We start from the raw sequence: 20,701 nt of genomic DNA, 5'->3' as shown, positions 1-20,701 counted from the left end.
CGAGTCAGTCGCGCACGGCGGATTCGAAGCTCGACGCCTGCGCGGCGTGCCAAGGGCGCGCATACGACTTGGGGAGATCGGCGGAGAGCAGCGCGCGCGGCGCCAAGTATTCGTACATTTCGCCGTAGTGCTTCGATTCGGTGGGGCTGATCCGACGCAGCACGTGCCACGGGCGCAGATCCTCGGGGCGCTCGAGGCCCGCGGCGCCCAGGATCTCGGTGAACGCGCGCACGGTGTTGCGCTGAAAGTTTGCGACGCGCGCCGCTTTGTCGGCCACGACCAAGCCGCGCACGAGCTCGGGATCCTGCGTGGCCACGCCCGTGGGGCACGTGTTCGCGTTGCACTGCTGCGCCTGGATGCACCCGAGGGCGAACATCATGGCGCGCGCGGAGTTGCAAAGGTCGGCGCCAATGGCAATTTTGTGCGCGATATCGAACCCGGTGACGATACGGCCGCTGGCGATGACGCGAATGCGATCGCGCAACCCCACGCCGTTGAGCGCATTGTGCACGAACACCAGGCCCTCGACCAGAGGCGTGCCCACCACATTGGAGAACTCGAGCGGCGCTGCGCCGGTGCCGCCTTCGCCGCCATCGACGGTGATGAAGTCGGGGGTGATGCCCGTCTCCAGCATGGCCTTGCAGATGGCGAGGAACTCGCGCCGCTTGCCCACGCAGAGCTTGAAGCCGATCGGCTTTCCCTTCGCCAGCTCGCGCAGCTTGGCGATGAAGAGGCACATCTCGATGGGCGTTCGAAAGCTCGAGTGCGTGGGGGGCGAGATCACGTCGCGCCCCATGGGCAGCCCGCGAATTTCGGCGATCTCCGGGGTGAGCTTTCGGGCGGGGAGGATGCCTCCGTGACCGGGTTTGGCGCCCTGGCTCAATTTGATTTCAATCATCTTCACCACATCGATGGCCGCTTTCTCGGCGAAGCGCGCCCCATCGAACTTGCCGGCGGCGTCCCGGCAGCCGAAATAGCCGGTGCCGATTTGCCAGATCACGTCGGCGCCCTCGGCCAAATGATGCGGTGTCAGGCCACCTTCTCCGGTATTGTGCGCGAAGCCTCCCGCTTTGGCCCCGCGATTGAGCGCGCGCACCGCGTTGCTGCTGAGCGAGCCATAGCTCATGGCCGATACGTTCAGGAGCGATGCGTCGTAAGGTCGGGTGCAATCCGGGCCGCCGATTCGGACGCGCGGCGGCTCCTCGGCGGGGTGCTTGGCCAGGAGCGAGTGGTTGATCCACTCGTAGCCAATCGCATAAACGTCTTTTTCGGTGCCGAAGGGGACGGTGTCCGTCACGTTCTTGGCGCGCTGGTAGACGAGCGAGCGCAGATCGCGGCTGAAAGGGCGGCCCGAGGAGTTGGACTCCACGAAGTACTGTTGGAGCTCGGGCCGTATGGACTCGAACAGATATCGAAAGTGCCCGATGACCGGGAAATTCCGGCGCACGGCGTGTTTGCTCTGCAGCAGATCGTAGACGCCCAGGAGAAAGACGGCGCCCACCGGGACGAACACCACCACGATCCACGGGACGTACCAGGCGATGGCCGCGGTCAGCGCGAATGCCCAAAAGGCGAGGAGGAAGAAGGTTTTGCGCGGGGAAATGCGAGGAAGAGAAATCATCGGGCGATGTCGGGCTCCAGGTGGGCGAGTATTTTACACGGATTGTCGTGTCGTCCGTGTGCCGGACAAGCGTCCTCGTCGTCCGAGTAAGTGACAGGCGTCCTCTTCGTTCGCGACCCACGTTGCGCCCCATACGGCGGCTACTGGTCCGTCCGCGGGTGGAGGTCGATGCGCATGAAACCGATCTTGTTCTCGAGAAGAAACGGTTCGCGGTGGGCGATCGTTGCGCTCGCGACGGCTTGCGTCGTGGCGTGCGGGCTCGACCATTCGTCGAACGATCCCCAAACGGGGGAAGTGCAAAGCAACTTCGCGCCGGGACAAGGCGCGGTGCACGGTTACATCGATGCACAGATAGGAGAAAAGGGGACCATCGCGCTTCCCGACGCGACGGTCCGACTGCGAAGGGTGAGCGATGCGTTGATGACGGCGCCCGTCAGAACGGACGTCAAAGGCTTCTTCATCGCGCCCGGCGTTCCCTCGGGGACGTACACCACGTGCATCACCGCAGCGGGGTTCACCAGCGGGTGCTCCAACGCCCAATTCTTGGTCAAGAGCGGTAAAATCTCGAATCCGCCGCACGCGGTGTTCTCGCCCAATCGGGTGCCCGTGTACGGCCGCGTTTCACTGAGCGACAAGAGCGACGTCCGCTACGAGAATCAACTCTTTGCGACCGAGGTCGACACGTTCGTGCGCGCCTCGACACCCGGGGGCGCCTTGGTGGCGGGACCGGTCCGCGCCAATGCGCGCGGAGAATACGTCATCGGCGGGCTCCCGCCTGGGGCCAATTACCGCATCCTGGCCACCAGCGAATCGAGCAACGTGGAAAAAACGGTGGCCCTGGCGACGTCGCCGCTGAAGAACGACATGTCGTTCGGCAATCGGCGGCCGCAGGTCTCCGAGGTGAACGCGCTGCAGGGAGGGAAGGGGGTACGCCACGTCGAGGCGGGGTCGAAGGTGACGGTCACCGCGCAGGCCGGCGATCCCGATGGCGGCGCGCTGCATTACCGCTGGATCGCGCCGGGCGGGAGCTGTCCGCCCACCGATGCGCCCTCGGTGGAGTGCACGATGCCCGCGTCGCTCGGCACGCAATCGATCTTCGTGCAGGTGTCCGATGGCATTGGCGAATATGCGGTGGGCCGGGTGCGGGTGGCGGTCGGACCCGCCATTTCGCTCTTCAGCGGCACATTGGTCGATGGCGCGGCCAAAGTTCCGGGGGCGGAGGTCAAGGTCAATGGGGTGAGCGTCGTCAGCGACGCCAATGGCGCCTTCGCCGTGACCGTGCCCGAGAAGGACCGTTATGTGCTGACCATCCGCAAAGACGGCTATCAGCTCATCTCCAAGGTGTTCCTCGAGGAGCGCACGGGGGCCGTCTACAAGCTGCTCAAGGCCGACAAGACGCCCCTCGACCCGACCAAGGACAACCTGATCACCGTGATGCCCCCGCGCGACGAAACGGGCGGCCAGAGCGGCTTCAAGGCGGTGAGCTTGCTCATCAAGGCCGGCTCGATCGTGGACGAATCGGGCCATCCCGTGGTGACCCCGGCATTTGCGTTCACCTCGCGCTTCGATCACCTCTTCGACAAGTTCGACCGAATGCCCGGCGACTATGGCGCCATCGACAGCTCGGGCCAGGACGTGACCCTCACCAGCTACGGCGCCATCGAGGTGAATTTGCGCGGGCCCGCCGGCGAAAAGTACAACATCATGCCCGGCAAGCCGGCGGATCTCGAGTACGAGGTTCACGCCTCCCAGATAGGGAGCGCGCCGGCGAGCATGCCGCTTTGGTATTACAACGAAGACAAAGGGCTCTGGGAGGAGGACGGAAAAGCTACCCTGGTCGGCACGCGTTACAAAACACAGGCAAAGCACTTTTCGGCCATCAACGTGGATATCGCCAAGACCAATGCCACGTGCCTCAAGCTGGTGGTCGACCAGACCACGCTGTCCGTTCCCTTCAACATTCGTCTGACCGTCCCCGGCAGCCCTCCCGCCGTGCGCGACCGCGCGGTGACGGAAAATGTGACGGCCATCGTGCGTCTGCCGCCCAACGTGGCCGGCACGACCATCGATGTGCTCGACGGCTCGAACAACCCCATCCCCAACTCGCACCGGGTATTCAGCACGGGGAACGCCGTTGCGGCCGGGACGAACCTTTCGCTGGCCGCCCCGTACAACGATTGCATCACCCCGCCCTCGCCGCCGGTGACCCTCGGCCTGGATCTGCCGCAGGATCCCAATCCCACGTACTTGTCGTACTTGAGCAATCCCGGCGCCAACGACGCGGCGAAGGACGCCTATGCGAGCACGTACTACACGGCCATCGGCGCCGACGCGGACCTCACCGCGTGGAAGAACCGCAACGACTTTGGCGCCGGCGACGACGCCAGCGCGTTCTACTTCAACGCCGGTGATCTGGAGTTCGGGCGCAGCATGCACATGCGGCGGCGCGCGGACGGCAGCATTGCCTACTACGTGACCAACTTCAAGAACGCGGACTTGGCCTTGGGCGGCTTGTCGACCGATGTGATTGCCACCGTGGCCATGGAGTACTCGGCGTATCCATCGGTATTGCCGGGCGCACCAAAGTTCACGAAGTTCTATGTCTTCGACAAAACGGACGCGCGGGTCAACAAGGCGGAGCTCGACAACCGCGGCGACAAATACGTGCCGGGTCTGTGCATGGTTTGCCATGGCGGTACGTTCCCCGCCGATATCACCGCGGGGCCCACGCCGGGTGACGTGGCCGCGCGGTTCATCCCCTTCGATCTCAAGTCGTTCGCGTACCCCGCCATGCTCGCGCGCCCGGCGCAAGAGCAGAACTTCCGGAAGTTGAACGAGGGGGTGTACCTCCACACCAACGCCACCGACTCGCAAAAGGCGCTCATCGAAGCCTGGTATGCGCCCGGCGGCGTGAGCTCGCCCGGGGAGGTGCAGCACGATGGCATCGCGAACATTCCCTTCCTTTGGAACTCGGGGACCACGGCGGCCGACAAGAGCTTCTACTACGATGTCGTCCGCCCCTCGTGCCGGTCTTGCCACAACTCCCGAATTCCGGATTTCGATCTCGACTGGGGCTCGCCGGCGGCGATCGCCAATCGCGCGACCGGCGTGAACAACGCTGTCTGCTCGGGCGGATACATGCCCCAGGCCTTCGTCACCTGGCGCAATTTCTGGCACAGCACCACCCCGAGCCAGCCCGCCACCGTGGCGAGCTATATGACCAGCCTCGGTGTGGGCGGGGGCACCTGCACGGGGCCCTGATCGCAGGGAAGAATCGGCGGAAAGAAATGCGGCGGCGTCACTCCTCGTCGGGGACGCCGCCGCTCACGCGCGCGAGATCCTCTTGCCGGACCTTCTCGGTGTTGAACTTGGCGGCGCGGTCGCGCATGGTGGTGAGCACCTTTTCGGCGGGCGGCAGCTCCCCTTGAATCCATCGCAGAGGGTTGATGCGCGCGACCACGAACGAGCGCAGGTAGGGGCTGACGAGCCCCTTTTCGCGCAGCTTGGCGATGGCGGCGGCCACGTTGGATTCGACCTCCAAGGTCAAGGTGGCGAGGTGCTCGTGCACGTCGATGGCCTCGCGGATCGGTTCGTCCGAGAACTGCTGAACCCTTCGTAGCACGGGGTAGTAGGCGCCGCCGGCGAAGCGCGGGCTGCGCTCGTAGCACACGCCCAAGGTCACCAGCGCGGGGTCTTCGAGGTAGAAGGCAAACCCCGATTCGGCGCGCGCGTCGTCTTCGTCGAGCAATCCGCGGTAGATGCGAATGACCTCGAGCGAGCGCTCTTTGAGGTTGTGCGCCTTCTCCGTGTTGAGCGCCAGGATCTGCCACGCGACCTCGCGGGTGGGCACCACCAGCACCGTAATGGCTTTTGCGCCGAGGCGCCGCATGGCCTCGAGGCGATGGCGGCCGTTGGGCGTCCAGAATCCGCCTTGCTCGGGCGGCGCGGTGATGGTGATGACGGGATCGAGAAAGCGACCCGTCTTTTGAATCACCTCCGCGAGGCGCTTGTGATGCGTATCGCTCAAGTCGCGCTGAAATGGTGTGGGCTCGATCGTGTCGATGGGCACCACCGCGAACACCATGGGAAAGCCGCCCAGCGGATCCTTGTAGCGCCCCACTACGAGGCCTCCCTCGCGCGCGATGACCGCCTCGAGCTCCTGCACCGCGGGATCGCCTGCGTCGAGCGCGCACCCCAACGGCTCCAGCCCAGCGGATTGCGCCTTCTGCTTGCGCGGCGTTTTCCTTCGCGCGGGCGCGCGCTTCGCGGTGGCGGCGGGCTTCTTGGCGGCGGCGCTCGACTTTTTGGTGGCCATGGCCGCCCTTTTTAGCAGACGACCCACCGATGACGCGGCGTGGCAATCTGCGGTTGCGCTCCTTTATGGATGACAGTCGTATCATTTAATGCAAAATCACGACTTGTTGCGTGCAAAAAATAGACAGTGAGTCCCGGCGCCGCCGTTTGGCGCGGTGAGCCGTTTCACAACGCACGCAGGGAGGCGCAGATGAGACACGAAACACGGTCGGATCTCCGGCGTATCGGTTGCCGCGCGCTCATGGTGCTCGGCGTCGTCGCACTCGGCTTCGAAGGCGGTGCATGCAGCTCGGAGGGCGCGAGCCCCGGTTCTTCGGCAAATGCCGATTCGAATCGAGGCGCGCCATTCGCATCTTCGCAGGCGGCGTACCCTCCGGGGCGCGGGGCTGCGGTGCCGTGGCTCGAGCATCAAGCGGAGGATGGCGTGACCAACGCCACCATCCTCGGACCAAGTCGCATTAAGTGGGATGCGAACCACATCGAGGCAGAGGCCATCGGGCGCAAAGCCGTTCGCCTGTCCCAGACCGGCCACTACGTGGCATTTCGCACGACGGCGGCCGCCAACTCGATTGTCGTCCGTTACTCGATCCCCGATTCGCCCAACGGCGGCGGCATCGACGCGACCCTCGGCCTGTACGTGAACGGGACGCGCGTTCAATCGCTGCAGCTCACCTCGCGCTACGCCTGGTCGTACAAAGGAGGCGCCATCGGCGATCCGAACGTGGATATCCCCGGCCCCCAGCCCCATACCTTCTTCGACGAAGTGCGGCTGCTCACCGGCGACATCCCGGTGGGCGCCGAGGTGAAGCTGCAGCGCGACGGGCAGGACTCCGCCGCGTTCTACATCATCGACCTGGTCGACTTCGAGAACGTGGCGCCCCCGCTCGCCATGCCGGCGGGCTTTCGCTCGGTCACCGAGTTCGGCATTCAGCCGAACGACGGAAAAGACCATGGCAACGATATTTTGAACGCGCTTCGCCAGACCTCGAAGCTCTGGTTTCCGCCCGGGACCTACTTGGCGCAGACCATCTCCGGCGGCAATGTCGGTTTGGACAACCCGGGCACCGAAGTCCGCGGCGCCGGCATGTGGCACACGACCCTCAAAGGGCCGAAGGCCATGTTCTTCTGCGTCGGGGCCAACACCAAGTGCGTTTATGGCGATTTTTCCGTGTTCGGCGAGGCCAAGGCGCGCAACGAGGAGCTGGCCGGGCCGCAGAAGGCGTTCGCCGGGCCGCTCGGGAATGGCTCGCTGCTCGAGAACCTCTGGATCGAGCACGAGGTCGGCGCCATCTGGGTCGGAAACGATCCGCCGTACCAAGATGCGCCCACGCAGAACCTCACCATTCGCAACTGCCGCATTCGCGACACCTATGCCGACGGGATCAACCTCGACAATGGCACGTCGAACTCCCTGGTCGAGAACGTTCATTTTCGAAACACCGGGGACGACGCGGCCGTGGTTTGGTCCATCAAGTGGACCAAGTGGGTGAAGGAGATGACCTACCGGTTCGGTCCGGACTTCATCAAGCCGGAGGCGCGAAATGCACCGGACCAGGGTATTGGCCATGGGAACACCTTGCGCCACCTCACGGTGCAGATGCCCTGGCGCGCCAATTGTTTTGCCGCGTACGGCGGCTACGACAACCACTTCGAGGACAACATCTGCGAGGACGTGCTGACCTACCCCGGAATCCTGATCGACAACGAATTTTCCAGCTATCCTTTTAGCGCGCCCGTCACCGTCTTCAAGAACATCACCCTCAACCGAGCCGGCGGCCCGATGTTCTTCGAGGGTACGTCCAACCCCTGGCAGCACGGCGCCCTCAAGCTCTACATGCGCGAAGGCGACGTGAACGACGTCCTGGTGGAGAATGTCGAGATCCTGGAGCCGCTCTACTCGGGCATCGAGTTTCGGGGGTTCGGGCACGCGTACGCCCCGCCGGGCGAGCGCATTTCCGATGAGTATCTCACGGCCGCGGACAATGCCAAGTATACGAACGTTACGTTGCGGAACATCAAGATTACCAACGCGGGGACGTATGGCATCGAGATCCTCGACGGGGCCACGCGCGGCATGGTGACCTTCGACTCGGTGTCGGTCTCCGGCTCGGGAACGGCGCCGCTGCGGCAGGGTGGGGCGCCGGCCTCGTTCTTCAACCGGGTGGGTAACAATCCCGGTTGGGAGGTTGGCGGGGGCGGTGGCACCGACGCGGGGGTACCCGACAGCGGCTCGCCCGACAGCGGCGGCGGTGGTGGCGGGAATCTGGCGTTGAATAGGCCGATCAGCGCCAGCAGCTACACCCAAGTGTATGTGGCGACCAACGCGGTCGATGGAAACCCAAACAGCTACTGGGAGAGCGCCAACAACGCGTTTCCGCAGAGCCTGACCGTGGACCTCGGGGCGTCCAAGAACATCGCCAGGATCGTGCTCAAGCTCCCGAACCCCAATTGGGGCGCGCGAACGCAGACCTTGTCCGTCCTCGGCAGCAACGATGGTTCGAATTTCACCACCGTCGTGCCCTCGCGCGGTGTCACCTTCGATCCCGCCACCGGCAATGTGGCGACCATCGGGTTCGGCGCGACCTCACAGCGCTACGTGCGGCTCCAGTTCACCGCCAATACGGGGTGGCCGGCTGGGCAGGTGTCGGAGCTCGAAGTCTATTCCCCGTGAAGGAGTGGCTCGATGGCGCGATGCCGTCTTGCGTTATCGCGCGAGAATGTTGGCACTACGCGTGACGAAACATTGTTCCTTTATACCGGATTAATGGCATGATTTGACGGCTTCAAATTGTGTTTCAAATTGGGCTTCATATTCGGCTCAGGTAGCGCTATCACTTGCCCTGCGAATCGATCCTCCCAGAGCCTCCGATGCGTCGAACCATTCGAAGGTTCGGCGATTCAGCTTCAACGACCCCAAGAATCATGCGTCATTCGCGACGGCGCGCGCATGGGCGGCGGACGGGTGCGGAGTAGATTCGTTTGCTTCACTCAAATCCGGAAAAGGAGAACCGCCATGGTTTTTTCGAAGAAGGCTCATTCGTCGAGCAGCATCGAGGCGCGTATTGCCGAAGGACTCGAGGAGCATCCCTCGGGAAATATCGATCAGGAGCTCGCTCGCGCATTCAGCGTTGCAGCGAGCCTCAACGCGGCCAACACCGCCCCGAGCTGCGTCGGTACCCGCGTTTGTTCGGGTGGGGCCTGCTGCATCTGAGCGCGCCCGTGTTAGTCCGATGAATTGCCGGTTTGCGCGCGCGCCGAGCAGAAATTCGGGCTGACACGCACAATGCAAACGCGCCGGCGCGTTCGATTTCGCGCCGGCGCGTTCTGCCGTATGGGCGAAATGGGATATGCGTTCGATCGAAAGACGAGAGGAAACGAAGCATGGCAGAGCGAAGCATGACCGATGCGGATCGCGAGTGGCTGATGGACGCCGTCCGGCGTGCGGAAACATTGGGGGAACGGCGCGCTCGCAGGCCATCGGCGGAACCCCATCCCGACGACACGGCGCGACTTAGACTTGCCGCGTGGCGACGCCGCGAGCCCTTCACGAGCGACGAGCTCTGGACGAGCCGGCTCCGCAGCGCCCAATTGACCGAGGCCGAGCTGCTCGCAATGGCGTCGCCGCCGAGGACTGGAGATCCGCCCCTTGCGGTGCCGATACCGCCGTGGGCCGAGCTCGTCGTCCGAAGTGGCTTTCTCGCCGAAAACCCCGCTCCGCTGCCGCCATGGCTGCGAATCGATGATGCAGGCCAGGGTCAAGCACCCGAGAACTTTCTTTCGGTGGCGGCCATCCCGCTGCTCGAGACAGGCCGCGACGCGCTCCTGGCGTACGTTCGAGCCCGCTCGCGCGAGGAGGGGGGCTCGCGGTTCGACTCGGCCGCGGTGGTCGACCAACTCTTCGAGCCCCTTACCGGTTTGACACATCGAATGCTCGCGAGGACGATGGCCCTTTCGCTCGCCCGGGCACGCCCCGAGATCCCCGAGGATCGTGGGTGGGAGGCATTTTTGGCGAGCCTCGCCACGCAGGCGACGCGCCGTAGCTTGCTTTCGGAGTACCCCATCCTCTTTCGTCAGATTGCGACGGCCGTCCTTCAATGGATAGACGCGGGGCGGTTGCTCATCGATCGAATCCTCTCCGATTGGAATGCGATCGCCGCCGCTTTCGGGGGCGAGCTCCCGCTCGGGAGTCTGGTGGCCGTCGAGACCGGCCTCGGCGATCGGCATTGCCGAGGTCTGACCGTGGCGTGTTTGCGCTTTTCATCCGGCGTGCGCGTCGTCTACAAGCCGCGCTCATTGGCGGTCGAGGCGCACTTCCAAGATCTCTTGGCGTGGATCAATCGGCGTGGTGTGTCCCTTCCGCTGCGAACCCTGGCCGTGCTCGAGCGGGGCAGCTACGGTTGGATGGAGTTTGCACCGCGCATTCCGTGTACCGAGCCAGCGGCTTTGCATCATTTCTACCGAAGGCACGGCTTTCTCTTGGGGGTGCTCCATCTCCTGCGCGCTCAGGATTTTCACGCCGAGAACATCATCGCGGCCGGCGATCAACCCCTCTTGATCGATCTCGAATCGGTCCTCATGCCCGAAATGCCGCTGGACGATCCGCGCATTTCGGGCGCCGAAAAATTCGCGGAGCGTGCAGCGCGAGGCTCGGTCCTGGCGACGGGGCTCTTACCGCAACCCTCGTGGCTCACCGTCGAGGGAGAGGCGATCGACGTGAGCGGGCTCGGTCAGTCGCCGGACGTGAGCAGCCCCGTTCCGGTGCCGCGGTTGATCGATATCGGGCAGCCGACGATGCGCATCGCGCTCGAATACAAATCCGTCGGCGGCGTTCAGCACCGGCCGGTCGAAGCCGATCAAGCTTTGGATTTGCGTCTCTATCGTGATGATATTTTGGCGGGTTTTGCCGAATCCTACCGATTGCTGCTGGCGCATCGCGAAGAGCTGAAGGATCCGTCGGGGCCGATTGCCGCCTTCAGCGGTGATCGCGTTCGCGTGATCGTGAGGCCGACCATGCTCTATGGCGCGGTGCTCGGCACGGCCTTTCACCCCGACGTGCTTCGCGACGGGCTCGAGCGGGAGCAGCACTTCGATAGCTTGTGGCGCGAAGTGCCCCGTATCCCCACCTTGAGCCATGTGATTGAATCGGAGCGCTACGATCTTTGGAACAGCGACATTCCCTATTTCACCGCCCGAACGAACTCCACCTGCCTGATGGACTCGCGCGAGCAGCAGATCCCCGGCTTTCCGATGGAGTCCGCTCTCGATGGGGTGTGGAGCCAGCTCGATCGCCTGAGCGAAGACGGTTTGGCCCAGCAGACTTGGTTTTTGCACGGTGCGTTGGGAACCGTCATGGCGCAGCAACACCGGATCGTGCAGCGCCCTCGTCATTCTCCGGAGGAGCGCGACCGCGGCGAGCCGGTCGATTTGCTCGCGGCCGCGGATCGGGTGGGCCACCGCCTCCGGCAGCTCGCGTTTCGTGTGGGGGACACCGCCCAATGGCTGGGCGTCAATGCCACACAAGACCGCGAATGGTCGCTCGGGCGCCTTCGTCCGGATCTCTTCAGCGGTCTTCTAGGGGTTTCGTTCTTTCTCGCCCATCTCGGCGCGTTGACGGGCGACGAGCGGCATACGGAGCTCGCGCGCAGCGCGCAGAATACGGCGCTTTCGCAAATCGAGTATGACGCGCTCCGCACCGATCTCGGTATGTCGGGCTATGGTGGTGTCATCTTCGCCTTGTGCCATCTCGCCCGGCTCTGGGATCGCGACGATCTCCTGACCACGGCGGAGCGATTGGCGGAACGGGTGATCGGACGCATCGCCGATGACGACGAATACGATATCATCACGGGAGCCTCGGGGGCGATTGCTGGGTTGCGAAGCTTGTACGCTCTGAGGCCGTCCGATCGCGTCCGGCACGCCATCGCTCGCGCCGCCGAGCACCTGGTGTGGCACACGACGGAGACGCCTCACGGCGTCGGCTGGCTGGGCAAGGGCATGCACAGGCAGGCGCGGGTGCCGATTTCGGGTTTCTCCCACGGGGTGGGGGGGATCGCCTGGACGTTGTTCGAAGCCGCGGCCATCCTCGATGAGCCGCGGTTTCGGCGGACGGCCCTCGAAGCGCTGCGCTACGAGCAACATACGTTCGACCCCGATCGCCACGCGTGGCGCGAGCTGCGCGAGCTCGAGCCGTACGCGGTGCTCGAGAACGCTCCGCCGCTGGTCGCGTGGTGCTACGGTGGGTGCGGCATCGGCCTCTCGAGGGTACTCATGCACCGGCATCATACCGACGCGCGATCCATGCACGAAATCGATGCAGCGATCGACCTCGTCCGCGATCATGGCTTTGGAAGCTCGCAATGTCAATGTCACGGCGATTATGGAAATATCGAGCTTCTTCTGAACGCGGCCGCCGTGCTGGATCGTCCAGATCTGCACGCGGAAGGTATTGCCTGGGCGCATGCATCGGCCCGCATCAACCAGGGCGCCTGGGTGTGCGGCACCCTCAGTGAGATCGAGGTACCGGGAATGATGACCGGTCTGGCGGGGATTGGACTAGGAATGTTGCGGGCGCACGCTCCGAGCCGCGTGCCTTCCGTGCTCACGTTTCAAACGCCCTGACCTTCGAGCGCCCCGCGGCGCCGGCGCCCGAACCAAATGCAGTGCCGGGCGCCGCCCCGGCGCGTGGTTCGGAGGGTCTCGATCTCCACCTCGAACCCCGCCTTGCGCAGGGCCTTCGTAAATGCCGGCGACTCGAACGACGACCAGACGGCGAGCACGCCGCCTTCGGTGAGCGCACCCCGCGCCGCCGAAAGCCCGGAGGCGCCGTAAAGCGTGGCGTTCCCCTCGAAGATGCGATCCGGCCCGTTGTCCACGTCGAGGAGGATCGCGTCGTAGCGCGCTTTGTTTTTTCGGATCACGTTCCCCACGTCCCCCTCGATGATCCGCACGCGCGGATCGTCGAGCGGACGCTGGGCGAGCGCGCCGAGCACCGTGCGGTTCCAGCGCACCACATCGGGCACCAGCTCGGCGACATCGACCTGCGCGTGGGGCGGCAGGGCATCGAGGGCTGCACGCAAGGTGTAGCCCATGCCCAAGCCGCCCACGAGCAAGGTCGGTTTCTTCGTGGCGCGGGGAGCGAGACGGGCGCAGGTCAGGCGACCGAGCTCGTCCTCCGATACGTGATTTTGGCTGTTCATCAGCTCCACGCCGCCGGCGCGGATGGAGAAGTGTTCGCCCCTTTGGGACAGCACCAAACTGCCGGACGTGTCGCCCGGAAGGTTCACGCGCTCGAGGACCACGAAGGGAATCACATGGAGGTTGCTACCATACGAAGGTCAACGGCTAAAAGCCTGCCGTGATCTTGGTGAACTCCCAGTCGGGCTGGGCGATGCCGCTGCAGTGGGATACGACGCCGCCGCCATCGCAGCCGCGATCGCGGTTGACCGACCAGAACGCCAGACGGCCGAGGCCGCGCGCCTTGGCCCAATCGCGGATCTGGGTCCACGCTTGGACGGTGGTGAGCTCGCGCTGATCCGAGAGCCCGTTCATGCCGGAGATGCCGACGTGCGCATAGGCTACGGAGTCCGACCAGCCAAAGGTCGACTTGAGCTTGTCGCGCAGGCCGTCGGCCGCCTTGATGGTGTCCGAGGCGATGTTCGCGCTGCCGAAGTCGAACGGCATGATGGTGAAGATGTCGATGTTGGCCGCCAGCGCCTTGGCCTGATCGATGAGCCGGTTGCCGTAGTAGCTGGGACCGGAGGTGGTGGTGGGGATGGTGACGATGGTCTGAATGCCAGGGTTGTTCTGCTTGACGATCTTCAAGGCGTTGAGGATGCGGTCTTGCACCGTGGTGTTCTCGAACTCGTCGGTGTTCTCGATATCGATGTCGATGGCCTTGAGCTGGTAGGCGGTGATGACCGATTGGTAAGCTCCGGCCAAAGCCTGCGGGGTCGAGCAGTTCGGACCCAGCTTGTTGCCGCTCCAGCCACCGAACGAGGGGACGATATCGCCGCCGGCCGCGCGAATCTGCGCGATCACATTGGCGTCGACGCCGCCTTGGAGCGGGCGCTGGCCGTCCCACGCGGCGTTGCATCCGCCCGACGAGAGCACGAAGGCCATGGTGAACCATTTGACGCCGCTGGCGTTCATGACGGTGTTCACATTGGGCGGCTCGCCCCAACCCAAGTACAGATAGGGCGCCCCGCGGCCGCCGCCCGTGGGGCAGCCGGTGGTGTTGGCGAACACTTCGCTGCTCTTGGTCGACTCGCCCACATTGTTGTAGGCCGCCACCACATAGGTGTGCGACTCGCAGGCGCCCAGGCCGGAGATGGTGGCCGAGGTGCCGGTCACCGTGGCGCGCACGGTGGTGCCTTCGTATACGCGGTAGCCGGTGACCGTGCCGCTCGATGCGCCCCAGGAGAGCGAAATGGAGGAGGCGCTGGTCCCGGTGACGCTCGGGGCGCCTGGGGTGCCCGGAGCGCCGGGGTTCGAGGGGCCGCCGTCACACGAGTCGCCGTTGATCTTGCAATTGGTCGGGGCCGAGAAGCCGCCCGAGTACGCGACATTGAAGCCAAAGGCGGCGGTGCCTCCCGGGCCCACGTTGCCGTTCCACGTATTCTTGACCGTCACATGCTGCCCGCTGGCGGTATACGAACCATCCCACAGGGAGCTGATACGATGTCCGGACGGTAGATCGAACTCCACCGTCCACGACGTGATCGCGGCCGTGCTCTTGTTGGAGATGGTGTACGTGGCCCCATAGCCGGTTCCCCAATCTTGGCCTTTGGCGAAGGTCGCGGTGACCCCCGCAGCCGTCACCTCGGCAGGAACGGGGCGCGAGGCCGTCAGCATGGCCACCGCCACGATGGCCGCCAATAGGTATATTCGGATTTTACTCATGGCTCTCCTCGTTGGGCATTTGAAGACGCAAAAGTCCCGGGTCCCTTACGCAAAGAGTATTCCGCCCGCCAAGCGAGCGACTTTTCGAAAGAATGATCGGTTCGATCATGGCGAAGGTGATCGGTGCGCTGATCGCATCGATCACGGTCGCGCAGGATGGCGTATCACGGTTTGCGGACGTCGAGATCGGGATAGTGAGACTTCATGTACGCGAGGGCGAGGGCGGTATGGCAGCGGCGCACGTCGGGGTTCTTGGCGGTCGGGCAGTTGCACCCGAGATAGACGTCCTCGGTGCGCGCGAGCTCGGCCAGCTCGTCGAACTCGGCGCGGTTCTTTTCGAAGCGCTCGTCGAGCAAGGCGCGGTAGCTTTTGGCGAACGCGCTCCAGGCGGCGTCGTCGTCCGCGCGGGCGAGCACCCGTTCGACCATTTCGGCGGTAGGGCGGAGCACATGGCGTGTGTGCTTGCGGGTATCTTGCCGGATCCCCTTCGGGAGGGCCGACTTGGGGGCGCCGCGGATCATCGAATAGCGCGCGAGCATGGGGAGCCTTTCATCGAAGGACGCGCGGGAGGCTGCGCGCGCTCTCGTGCTGCAGCCGATCCAAGGCGGTCGCATAATACGTGTACGTGGCGTCCGGCCGTGCGCTCGGGTCCACGAACGTCGCGCTGGCGCCCGCGGTGGTGATCCCTTGCGCCCGCACCGTTCCCAGCAAGTGCGCGGCGTCGGCAAACGCGCACTCGCCCGGGAAGGTGACGCCGTCGAATCGATACACGGCAAACGAGGTGGCGCCGCCGCCGAACGCGCGCACGGTGAGCTCCGCGCCCTCGCCGGCGCGGGAGACGCGGAGGATGAGCGGCGCATGGGGAGCCTGGGGCGCGTGCCCGCCGCGGCGGGTCTCGGCGGGGAGCAGGGCGGGCCGCGCGTAATGCTCGGCGACGACCTGGGTGATGGAGCCGAGGCGATCGGCGGCGACGTCTTTGGCGCTGAAGTAAACGTCGCCTTGGACCTCGGGGTAACTGCGGTTGAAGCTCAAGTGGCGGCTCAACTCCGCCGGATCGAGCCAGGCGCCCGAGGTGCCAACCTTGTAAGCCGCCTGCCCGACATAGAGATGAACCCCGGTGCCGCGCACCCGCTCGGCCCACCAGGGCACCAGCTTGGCATAATCGGCGACGGCGAGGCCGATGTTCCAATACACTTGCGGGTTGATGTAATCGACCCAGCCTTGGTCGACCCATTTGAGCGAGTCGGCATAAATACCGCTGTAGGACTCGAAGCCCGCCGTGTCCGAGCCGCGCGGATCGGAGGCGCGGTTGCGCCAGATGCCGAATGGGCTAATCCCAAATGCGACCCATGGCTTTTTGGCGTGGATGCGCGCGTTCGTCTCCTCCACCAGGCGATCGACGTTGTGGCGCCGCCAATCGTCGATGTTGGCGAACCCGCCTCCGTATTGCTCGTACGTGCGCTGATCGGGGAGGGCTTGGCCCGCGATGGGGTAGGGATAAAAATAGTCGTCGAAGTGCACGCCATCGACGTCGTAGTTCTCGACCGCGTGCAAAATGGCATTTTCGACGAACGCGCGCGCGGCGGGGACCCCCGGGTCGTAGTAAAGTTTGGGGCCGTAAGCAAAGACCCAATCCGGATGCTGGCGGGCGGGGTGGCTCGGCACGAGCTTGCTCGGATCGTTTTGCATGCTGACCCGATAAGGGTTGAACCACGCGTGAAACGCGAGATCCCGCGCGTGCGCCTCGCGGATCAAGAAGGCGAGGGGATCGTAGCCGGGATGGCGCCCTTGCTCGCCCGTCAGCCACTCGGACCATGGCTCGTAGGGCGATGGCCAGAACGCATCGGCGGTGGGCCGAATTTGAACCACCACCGCGTTGAGCTTTCGCGATTTGGCGTCGTCCAACAAGCGAACGTACTCGGCCTGTTGCTCTTGCACCGAGAGCCCTTGGCGGCTCGGCCAATCGATGTTCACCACGCTCGCAATCCACTCGGCGCGCAATTGCCGTTTGGGGTGGGCGGGGTTGGTCGGACAGGTGGCCGGGCCGTCTGCGGCGTTGGCGGGGATGGTCAGGGCGAGGACCGCGCCAAGCGCGAGGGCCGTCGAGGGAAAGAAACGCGTGCGCACGAGCATGGCGCGAGGGTAACACTGCCGCCTGCGGCGGTCGTGGGCCGCGCACCTCACCGGCGGGATTTGCGCGCGTTTCGAGCGGGGACGGCCTCGTGCGAGCGCCGTGAACGGAGGCGGCGCGCGGATCGCAGCTCGAGCGTAAAACGTCTCTCGCCGCAGCATGCGTATTTGCTATTCTCGCCTTTAGCACATGCGGGGACCGCTCCAATTCGGACGCTATTCCCTTGTTGTCGAGTTGGCATCCGGCGGCATGGCCACCGTTTACTTGGGCCGGATGACGGGGGCCGCGGGGTTCGAGCGCACGGTGGCCATCAAACGGCTGCACCCGCATTTGGCGGCGGCCGATCCGACATTGATTTCGAGCTTCGTGGACGAAGCGCGTTTGGCGGCGCGCATTCATCACCCCAACGTGGTTCAAACGTTGGACGTCTTCGCCAAAGGGCGCGAAAACTTCCTCGTCATGGAGTACGTGCACGGCGAGTCGATGGGCGGTCTCGTTCGCGCGTGCCGGCGAAGAGGCGAGGCGATCCCGGTTTCGATGGGATTGTCGATTCTGTTCGGGATCCTCAACGGCCTGCACGCCGCGCACGAAGCGCGGGACGAGTCGGGGCAGCCGCTCGACATCGTGCACCGCGATATCTCGCCTCAAAACATCCTCGTCGGCGCCGACGGCGTCGCGCGGGTGCTCGACTTCGGTGTGGCAAAGGCGGCGAGGCGGTTGCATGAGACCACGCAGCGGGGCCGGCTCAAGGGCAAGATCCCCTATATGGCACCCGAGCAAATCTTCGGCTCGGCGACACGGCAATCCGACGTGTACGCCGCCGGCGTCGTTCTCTGGGAAATGCTGACGGGCGAGCGTCTCTTCAAGAACTCGAACGAGATGCTCCTCTTTCAGGCGGTGCTGTCGGCCAACGTCCCGCCCCCGAGCGCCAAGAACCCCAACGTGCCGCCCGAGGTGGACCGCATCGTCCAAAGAGCGATTTCGCGCGACATGAAGCAACGCTACGCGACCGCGCACGAGATGGCCGCCGCCATCGACGGATGCATCGACGTGGCGTCGTCGATGAAGGTCGCCCAATGGGTCGAGGCCACGGTGGGGCCTGTGCTCCTGGAGCGGCGGGCGCTCGTCGCCGAGGTGGAGCGCTTTCACGGGGCGCCCCCCGAAAAGGCCGAACCGGCGCCCGCTTCCGTCGACACGACCGTGCGTATGACGTCGGCCGATATCGAGGCGCGGATGGAGCCCGAGGGGCCGGAGCGTGCGACCGTGCCGATGCCGACCTTGTCACGGACTGCAGCGCCGCCTGCGGCAGCACCTGCGGCGCCGGCGACCCCGGAGGAGCGCGCGACGATTCCGATACCTCCGCCGCCTGCGACCATGCCGATGCCGACCTTGTCTCGAGGCGTGGTGCCCCCGGCCGTATCGCCGGTGCAAGCGGTGCCAGGGCCGTCGCCCGCGCGGCTGCGCGGTCGTGCGCTCGGGTTCATCGCCGGCGCTCTCGCGCTCGTCGTCCTTTCCATGGTTGCGATCGAGCATCGGCTCGCAAATCAGCTAATCCAGGAGCCACCGCGCCCCCCGATCGAAACGGACGCGCCCGCGCCCCCGGCGTCCTCGAGCGAGCTCGTTTCGACCACCGGTCCGCCGACGGCCGAGCCGTCTCCGTCTCCGTCATCCACGCCGTCGTTGACGCTCTCCATCGCGGACGGCGACGAACCTGCGGGCGCCGAGCGCGGCGAGCCTCCGGACGCCAATGTCGCGCCCCCCGACGCGAGCGTCGCACCCAAGAGCGCCCCGCGCTCCGCGGTGCCGGCCCTCAGCATCGCCGATCAAGCCCGCGGCGTGATGCTCAAGGATTCGGCCAAGGCGAGGCATCTGCTCGAGCCGCGGGTTCGGAGCGGGCGGGGGACCAACGAAGAAATTTTCCTGCTCAAGACCATCTGCCGGGACCAGGGCGATCTTCCCTGCGTTCAGCACTGCAAATTGCTGCTCGGAGAGTGATTGGCCACGGAAGACGAGGGCGTGCGCGCGCGCCCGGGCTGCGGTGTGCTCTGCGGCTTCCCAGTGGGCGCTGGACGCCTGCGCCCAGGACGTGGTGCTGTTCACGGATCTGGCAAATCCCATATCCAATTCGATTTATCGGCGCATCGGGTATCGCCCTTCGTTCGACGCGGCGGAGTTCGAATTCGAGCGTAAAGATCCTGCTTCGTAAAACGAAAATGTCATTCGGCCGGATGCGCGGAGCGGTATATCGGATTACAATCGATGGGTGGAGCCGCCGTTCGTTCGGGGTGATTTCCTCTTTGGCCATGCGCGGCGTTTGCGGAGCGGTCCGCTCGAGCTCTTCGAGGAGCTCGTGCGCGACCACCCGGACCTCGTGCAAATGCGGGTCGGTCATCTTCGGGCGGTTTTGGTCTCGCACCCCGAAGGGGTTGCCCGCGTCCTCCGCGACAATCAAAAGAATTACAGCAAGGAGACGCCCGGATTTCACAAGGTGCGGCTGCTCTTGGGGCGCGGCCTTCTGACCAGCTACGGCGAGCTATGGCTTCGCCAGCGGCGGATGATGCAGCCCGCCTTTCATCGCGAGAAGATCGCGGCGTTCGCGCCCGCGATGACGCGGGCCGCGCACGAGCTCGGGGAGCGCTGGCAAGGGCTCGCCGGACGGATCATCGACGTGGCCGATGAGATGATGCGTTTGACCTTGCGCGTTACGGGTGAAACCTTGTTTGGCACCGATGTATCGCGGCACGCCGACGCCATTTCGGAGGCCGTGGCCGTCGTCCTCGTCGAGGCGCGCCGGAGGGTCTTTACGCTCTTCGACTTTCCCCTCGCGGTGCCCACCCCCAACAATCTTCGCCTCTCGCGCGCCATCGGCACGCTCGATGGAATCGTGCGGCGCACGATCGCCGAGCGCCGCCGGGGCGCTCCCAAAGACGATTTGCTCGGAACGCTCCTCGCGGCCCGCGACGGCGAGGGCGAGGGCGCATCGAACGGCGGCGCGCGCATGAGCGACGAGCAAATTCGAGACGAGGTGATGACGCTCCTCCTCGCCGGCCACGAGACCACCGCCAATGCGCTCGCGTGGACATTTCATTGCCTCGCCGAAAATCCTCGTTCGCGAGAGCTCCTGGAGCAGGAGCTCGACCACGTGCTCGGCGGGCGCCCCCCCACGATGGAGGACGTGCCTCGATTGCAGAGGACGCGCATGGTCGTCCTCGAATCCATGCGCCTCTATCCACCGGTCTGGATCCTGCCCCGCCTTGCGTGTCGCGACGACATCGTTTGTGGATATCGCGTGCGCGCGGGCACCATTGTCCTCGCGAGCCCTTACGCGACGCATCGACACCCGCATTACTGGGAGCGTCCCGAGCACCACGACCCGAATCGATTTACCCGCGAGCGCGAAATGGGACGGTCGAAATTTGCATATTTTCCATTCGGTGGCGGGCCACGCGCCTGCATCGGCAGCTCGTTCGCCCTCGTCGAAATCATCCTTGCATTGGCCACCTTGGCGCAGCGTTTCGTGCTGCGATCCGTGCCAGGTCATCGCGCAGCGCCCGAGCCGCGGGTCACCGTGAGGCCGCGCGATGGACTACCGATGATCGTCCATTCGCGCCAAACGACGCGCGCTGCGGGGAGTGGATTCGTTCCAAACGTATTCGAAGAAATATGCTCGAAGCGCGAATTTCGATGACCGCTCCCGAAATTTCGAATGGACCGTTTGAAGGCTCGGGCGGCGCGTG

12 protein-coding genes are annotated in these 20,701 nt (G+C 64.9%); 6 read left to right on the top strand and 6 right to left on the bottom strand.

What is annotated here, in order from left to right:
* Positions 1-4: 4 nt before the first annotated feature.
* A complete protein-coding gene (locus LZC94_27815) occupies positions 5-1,621 on the bottom strand; it encodes an FMN-binding glutamate synthase family protein (protein WXB11658.1) in 1,617 nt (538 codons plus the stop codon).
* Between the two features lie 294 nt (positions 1,622-1,915).
* Here LZC94_27815 and LZC94_27810 point away from each other — a divergent pair, with 294 nt between their 5' ends.
* Complete coding sequence (locus tag LZC94_27810; GenBank protein ID WXB11657.1) at positions 1,916-4,882, top strand: carboxypeptidase-like regulatory domain-containing protein; 2,967 nt, start codon at positions 1,916-1,918, stop codon at positions 4,880-4,882.
* A gap of 37 nt (positions 4,883-4,919) precedes the next feature.
* On the opposite strand, the gene LZC94_27805 is transcribed toward LZC94_27810, so the two are convergent.
* Positions 4,920-5,936 carry a ParB/RepB/Spo0J family partition protein gene (locus tag LZC94_27805; protein ID WXB11656.1) on the bottom strand — a complete coding sequence of 339 codons (1,017 nt, stop codon included), beginning with the start codon at positions 5,934-5,936 and terminating at the stop codon, positions 4,920-4,922.
* A gap of 423 nt (positions 5,937-6,359) precedes the next feature.
* On the opposite strand from LZC94_27805, the gene LZC94_27800 reads away from it, so the two are divergent.
* From LZC94_27800 to LZC94_27790, 3 genes are all read left to right on the top strand, one after another.
* Complete coding sequence (locus LZC94_27800) at positions 6,360-8,606, top strand: discoidin domain-containing protein (protein WXB11655.1); 2,247 nt, start codon at positions 6,360-6,362, stop codon at positions 8,604-8,606.
* Between the two features lie 342 nt (positions 8,607-8,948).
* Positions 8,949-9,146 (top strand): hypothetical protein, encoded by a 198-nt coding sequence (locus LZC94_27795; GenBank protein ID WXB11654.1) that lies wholly within the window; start codon positions 8,949-8,951, stop codon positions 9,144-9,146.
* 170 nt (positions 9,147-9,316) lie between these two features.
* Positions 9,317-12,553, top strand: coding sequence for a type 2 lantipeptide synthetase LanM family protein (locus LZC94_27790; protein WXB11653.1), 3,237 nt, complete (start codon positions 9,317-9,319; stop codon positions 12,551-12,553).
* On the opposite strand, the gene LZC94_27785 is transcribed toward LZC94_27790, so the two are convergent.
* The 4 genes from LZC94_27785 to LZC94_27770 form a co-directional block, all read right to left on the bottom strand.
* Positions 12,541-13,245 carry a hypothetical protein gene (locus tag LZC94_27785; GenBank protein ID WXB11652.1) on the bottom strand — a complete coding sequence of 235 codons (705 nt, stop codon included), beginning with the start codon at positions 13,243-13,245 and terminating at the stop codon, positions 12,541-12,543. The two genes, LZC94_27790 and LZC94_27785, sit on opposite strands and share 13 nt — an antisense overlap.
* A 31-nt stretch (positions 13,246-13,276) precedes the next feature.
* Positions 13,277-14,833, bottom strand: a complete 1,557-nt coding sequence (locus tag LZC94_27780) for a cellulose binding domain-containing protein (protein WXB11651.1) — start codon at positions 14,831-14,833, stop codon at positions 13,277-13,279.
* A gap of 164 nt (positions 14,834-14,997) precedes the next feature.
* The gene (locus LZC94_27775) at positions 14,998-15,372 is read right to left on the bottom strand and encodes a DUF488 family protein (GenBank protein ID WXB11650.1); all 375 of its coding nucleotides are present in this window, start codon (positions 15,370-15,372) and stop codon (positions 14,998-15,000) included.
* Positions 15,373-15,382: 10 nt separating this feature from the next.
* A complete protein-coding gene (locus LZC94_27770; protein ID WXB11649.1) occupies positions 15,383-16,966 on the bottom strand; it encodes a family 10 glycosylhydrolase in 1,584 nt (527 codons plus the stop codon).
* Positions 16,967-17,213: 247 nt separating this feature from the next.
* Between LZC94_27770 and LZC94_27765 the strand changes: the two genes are divergently transcribed.
* Positions 17,214-18,959, top strand: coding sequence for a protein kinase (locus LZC94_27765; GenBank protein WXB11648.1), 1,746 nt, complete (start codon positions 17,214-17,216; stop codon positions 18,957-18,959).
* A 268-nt stretch (positions 18,960-19,227) separates the two neighbouring features.
* A complete protein-coding gene (locus tag LZC94_27760; GenBank protein ID WXB11647.1) occupies positions 19,228-20,652 on the top strand; it encodes a cytochrome P450 in 1,425 nt (474 codons plus the stop codon).
* Positions 20,653-20,701 lie beyond the last annotated feature (49 nt).

The organism is Sorangiineae bacterium MSr11954 (genome assembly GCA_037157815.1).
Classification (GTDB): domain Bacteria; phylum Myxococcota_A; class Polyangia; order Polyangiales; family Polyangiaceae; genus Pendulispora; species Pendulispora albinea.
Note: the sequence above shows the minus strand (reverse complement) of the source record. Positions and strands in the feature narration are given on the sequence as shown.

Bases quoted from the DNA above. Each gene is read 5' to 3' on its own strand.
- LZC94_27765 (WXB11648.1), top strand. From the start codon at position 17,214: ATGGCCACCGTTTACTTGGGCCGGATGACGGGGGCCGCGGGGTTCGAG.
- LZC94_27770 (WXB11649.1), bottom strand. From the start codon at position 16,966: ATGCTCGTGCGCACGCGTTTCTTTCCCTCGACGGCCCTCGCGCTTGGC.
- LZC94_27805 (WXB11656.1), bottom strand. From the start codon at position 5,936: ATGGCCACCAAAAAGTCGAGCGCCGCCGCCAAGAAGCCCGCCGCCACC.
- LZC94_27795 (WXB11654.1), top strand. From the start codon at position 8,949: ATGGTTTTTTCGAAGAAGGCTCATTCGTCGAGCAGCATCGAGGCGCGT.
- LZC94_27815 (WXB11658.1), bottom strand. From the start codon at position 1,621: ATGATTTCTCTTCCTCGCATTTCCCCGCGCAAAACCTTCTTCCTCCTC.
- LZC94_27790 (WXB11653.1), top strand. From the start codon at position 9,317: ATGGCAGAGCGAAGCATGACCGATGCGGATCGCGAGTGGCTGATGGAC.
- LZC94_27780 (WXB11651.1), bottom strand. From the start codon at position 14,833: ATGAGTAAAATCCGAATATACCTATTGGCGGCCATCGTGGCGGTGGCC.
- LZC94_27775 (WXB11650.1), bottom strand. From the start codon at position 15,372: ATGCTCGCGCGCTATTCGATGATCCGCGGCGCCCCCAAGTCGGCCCTC.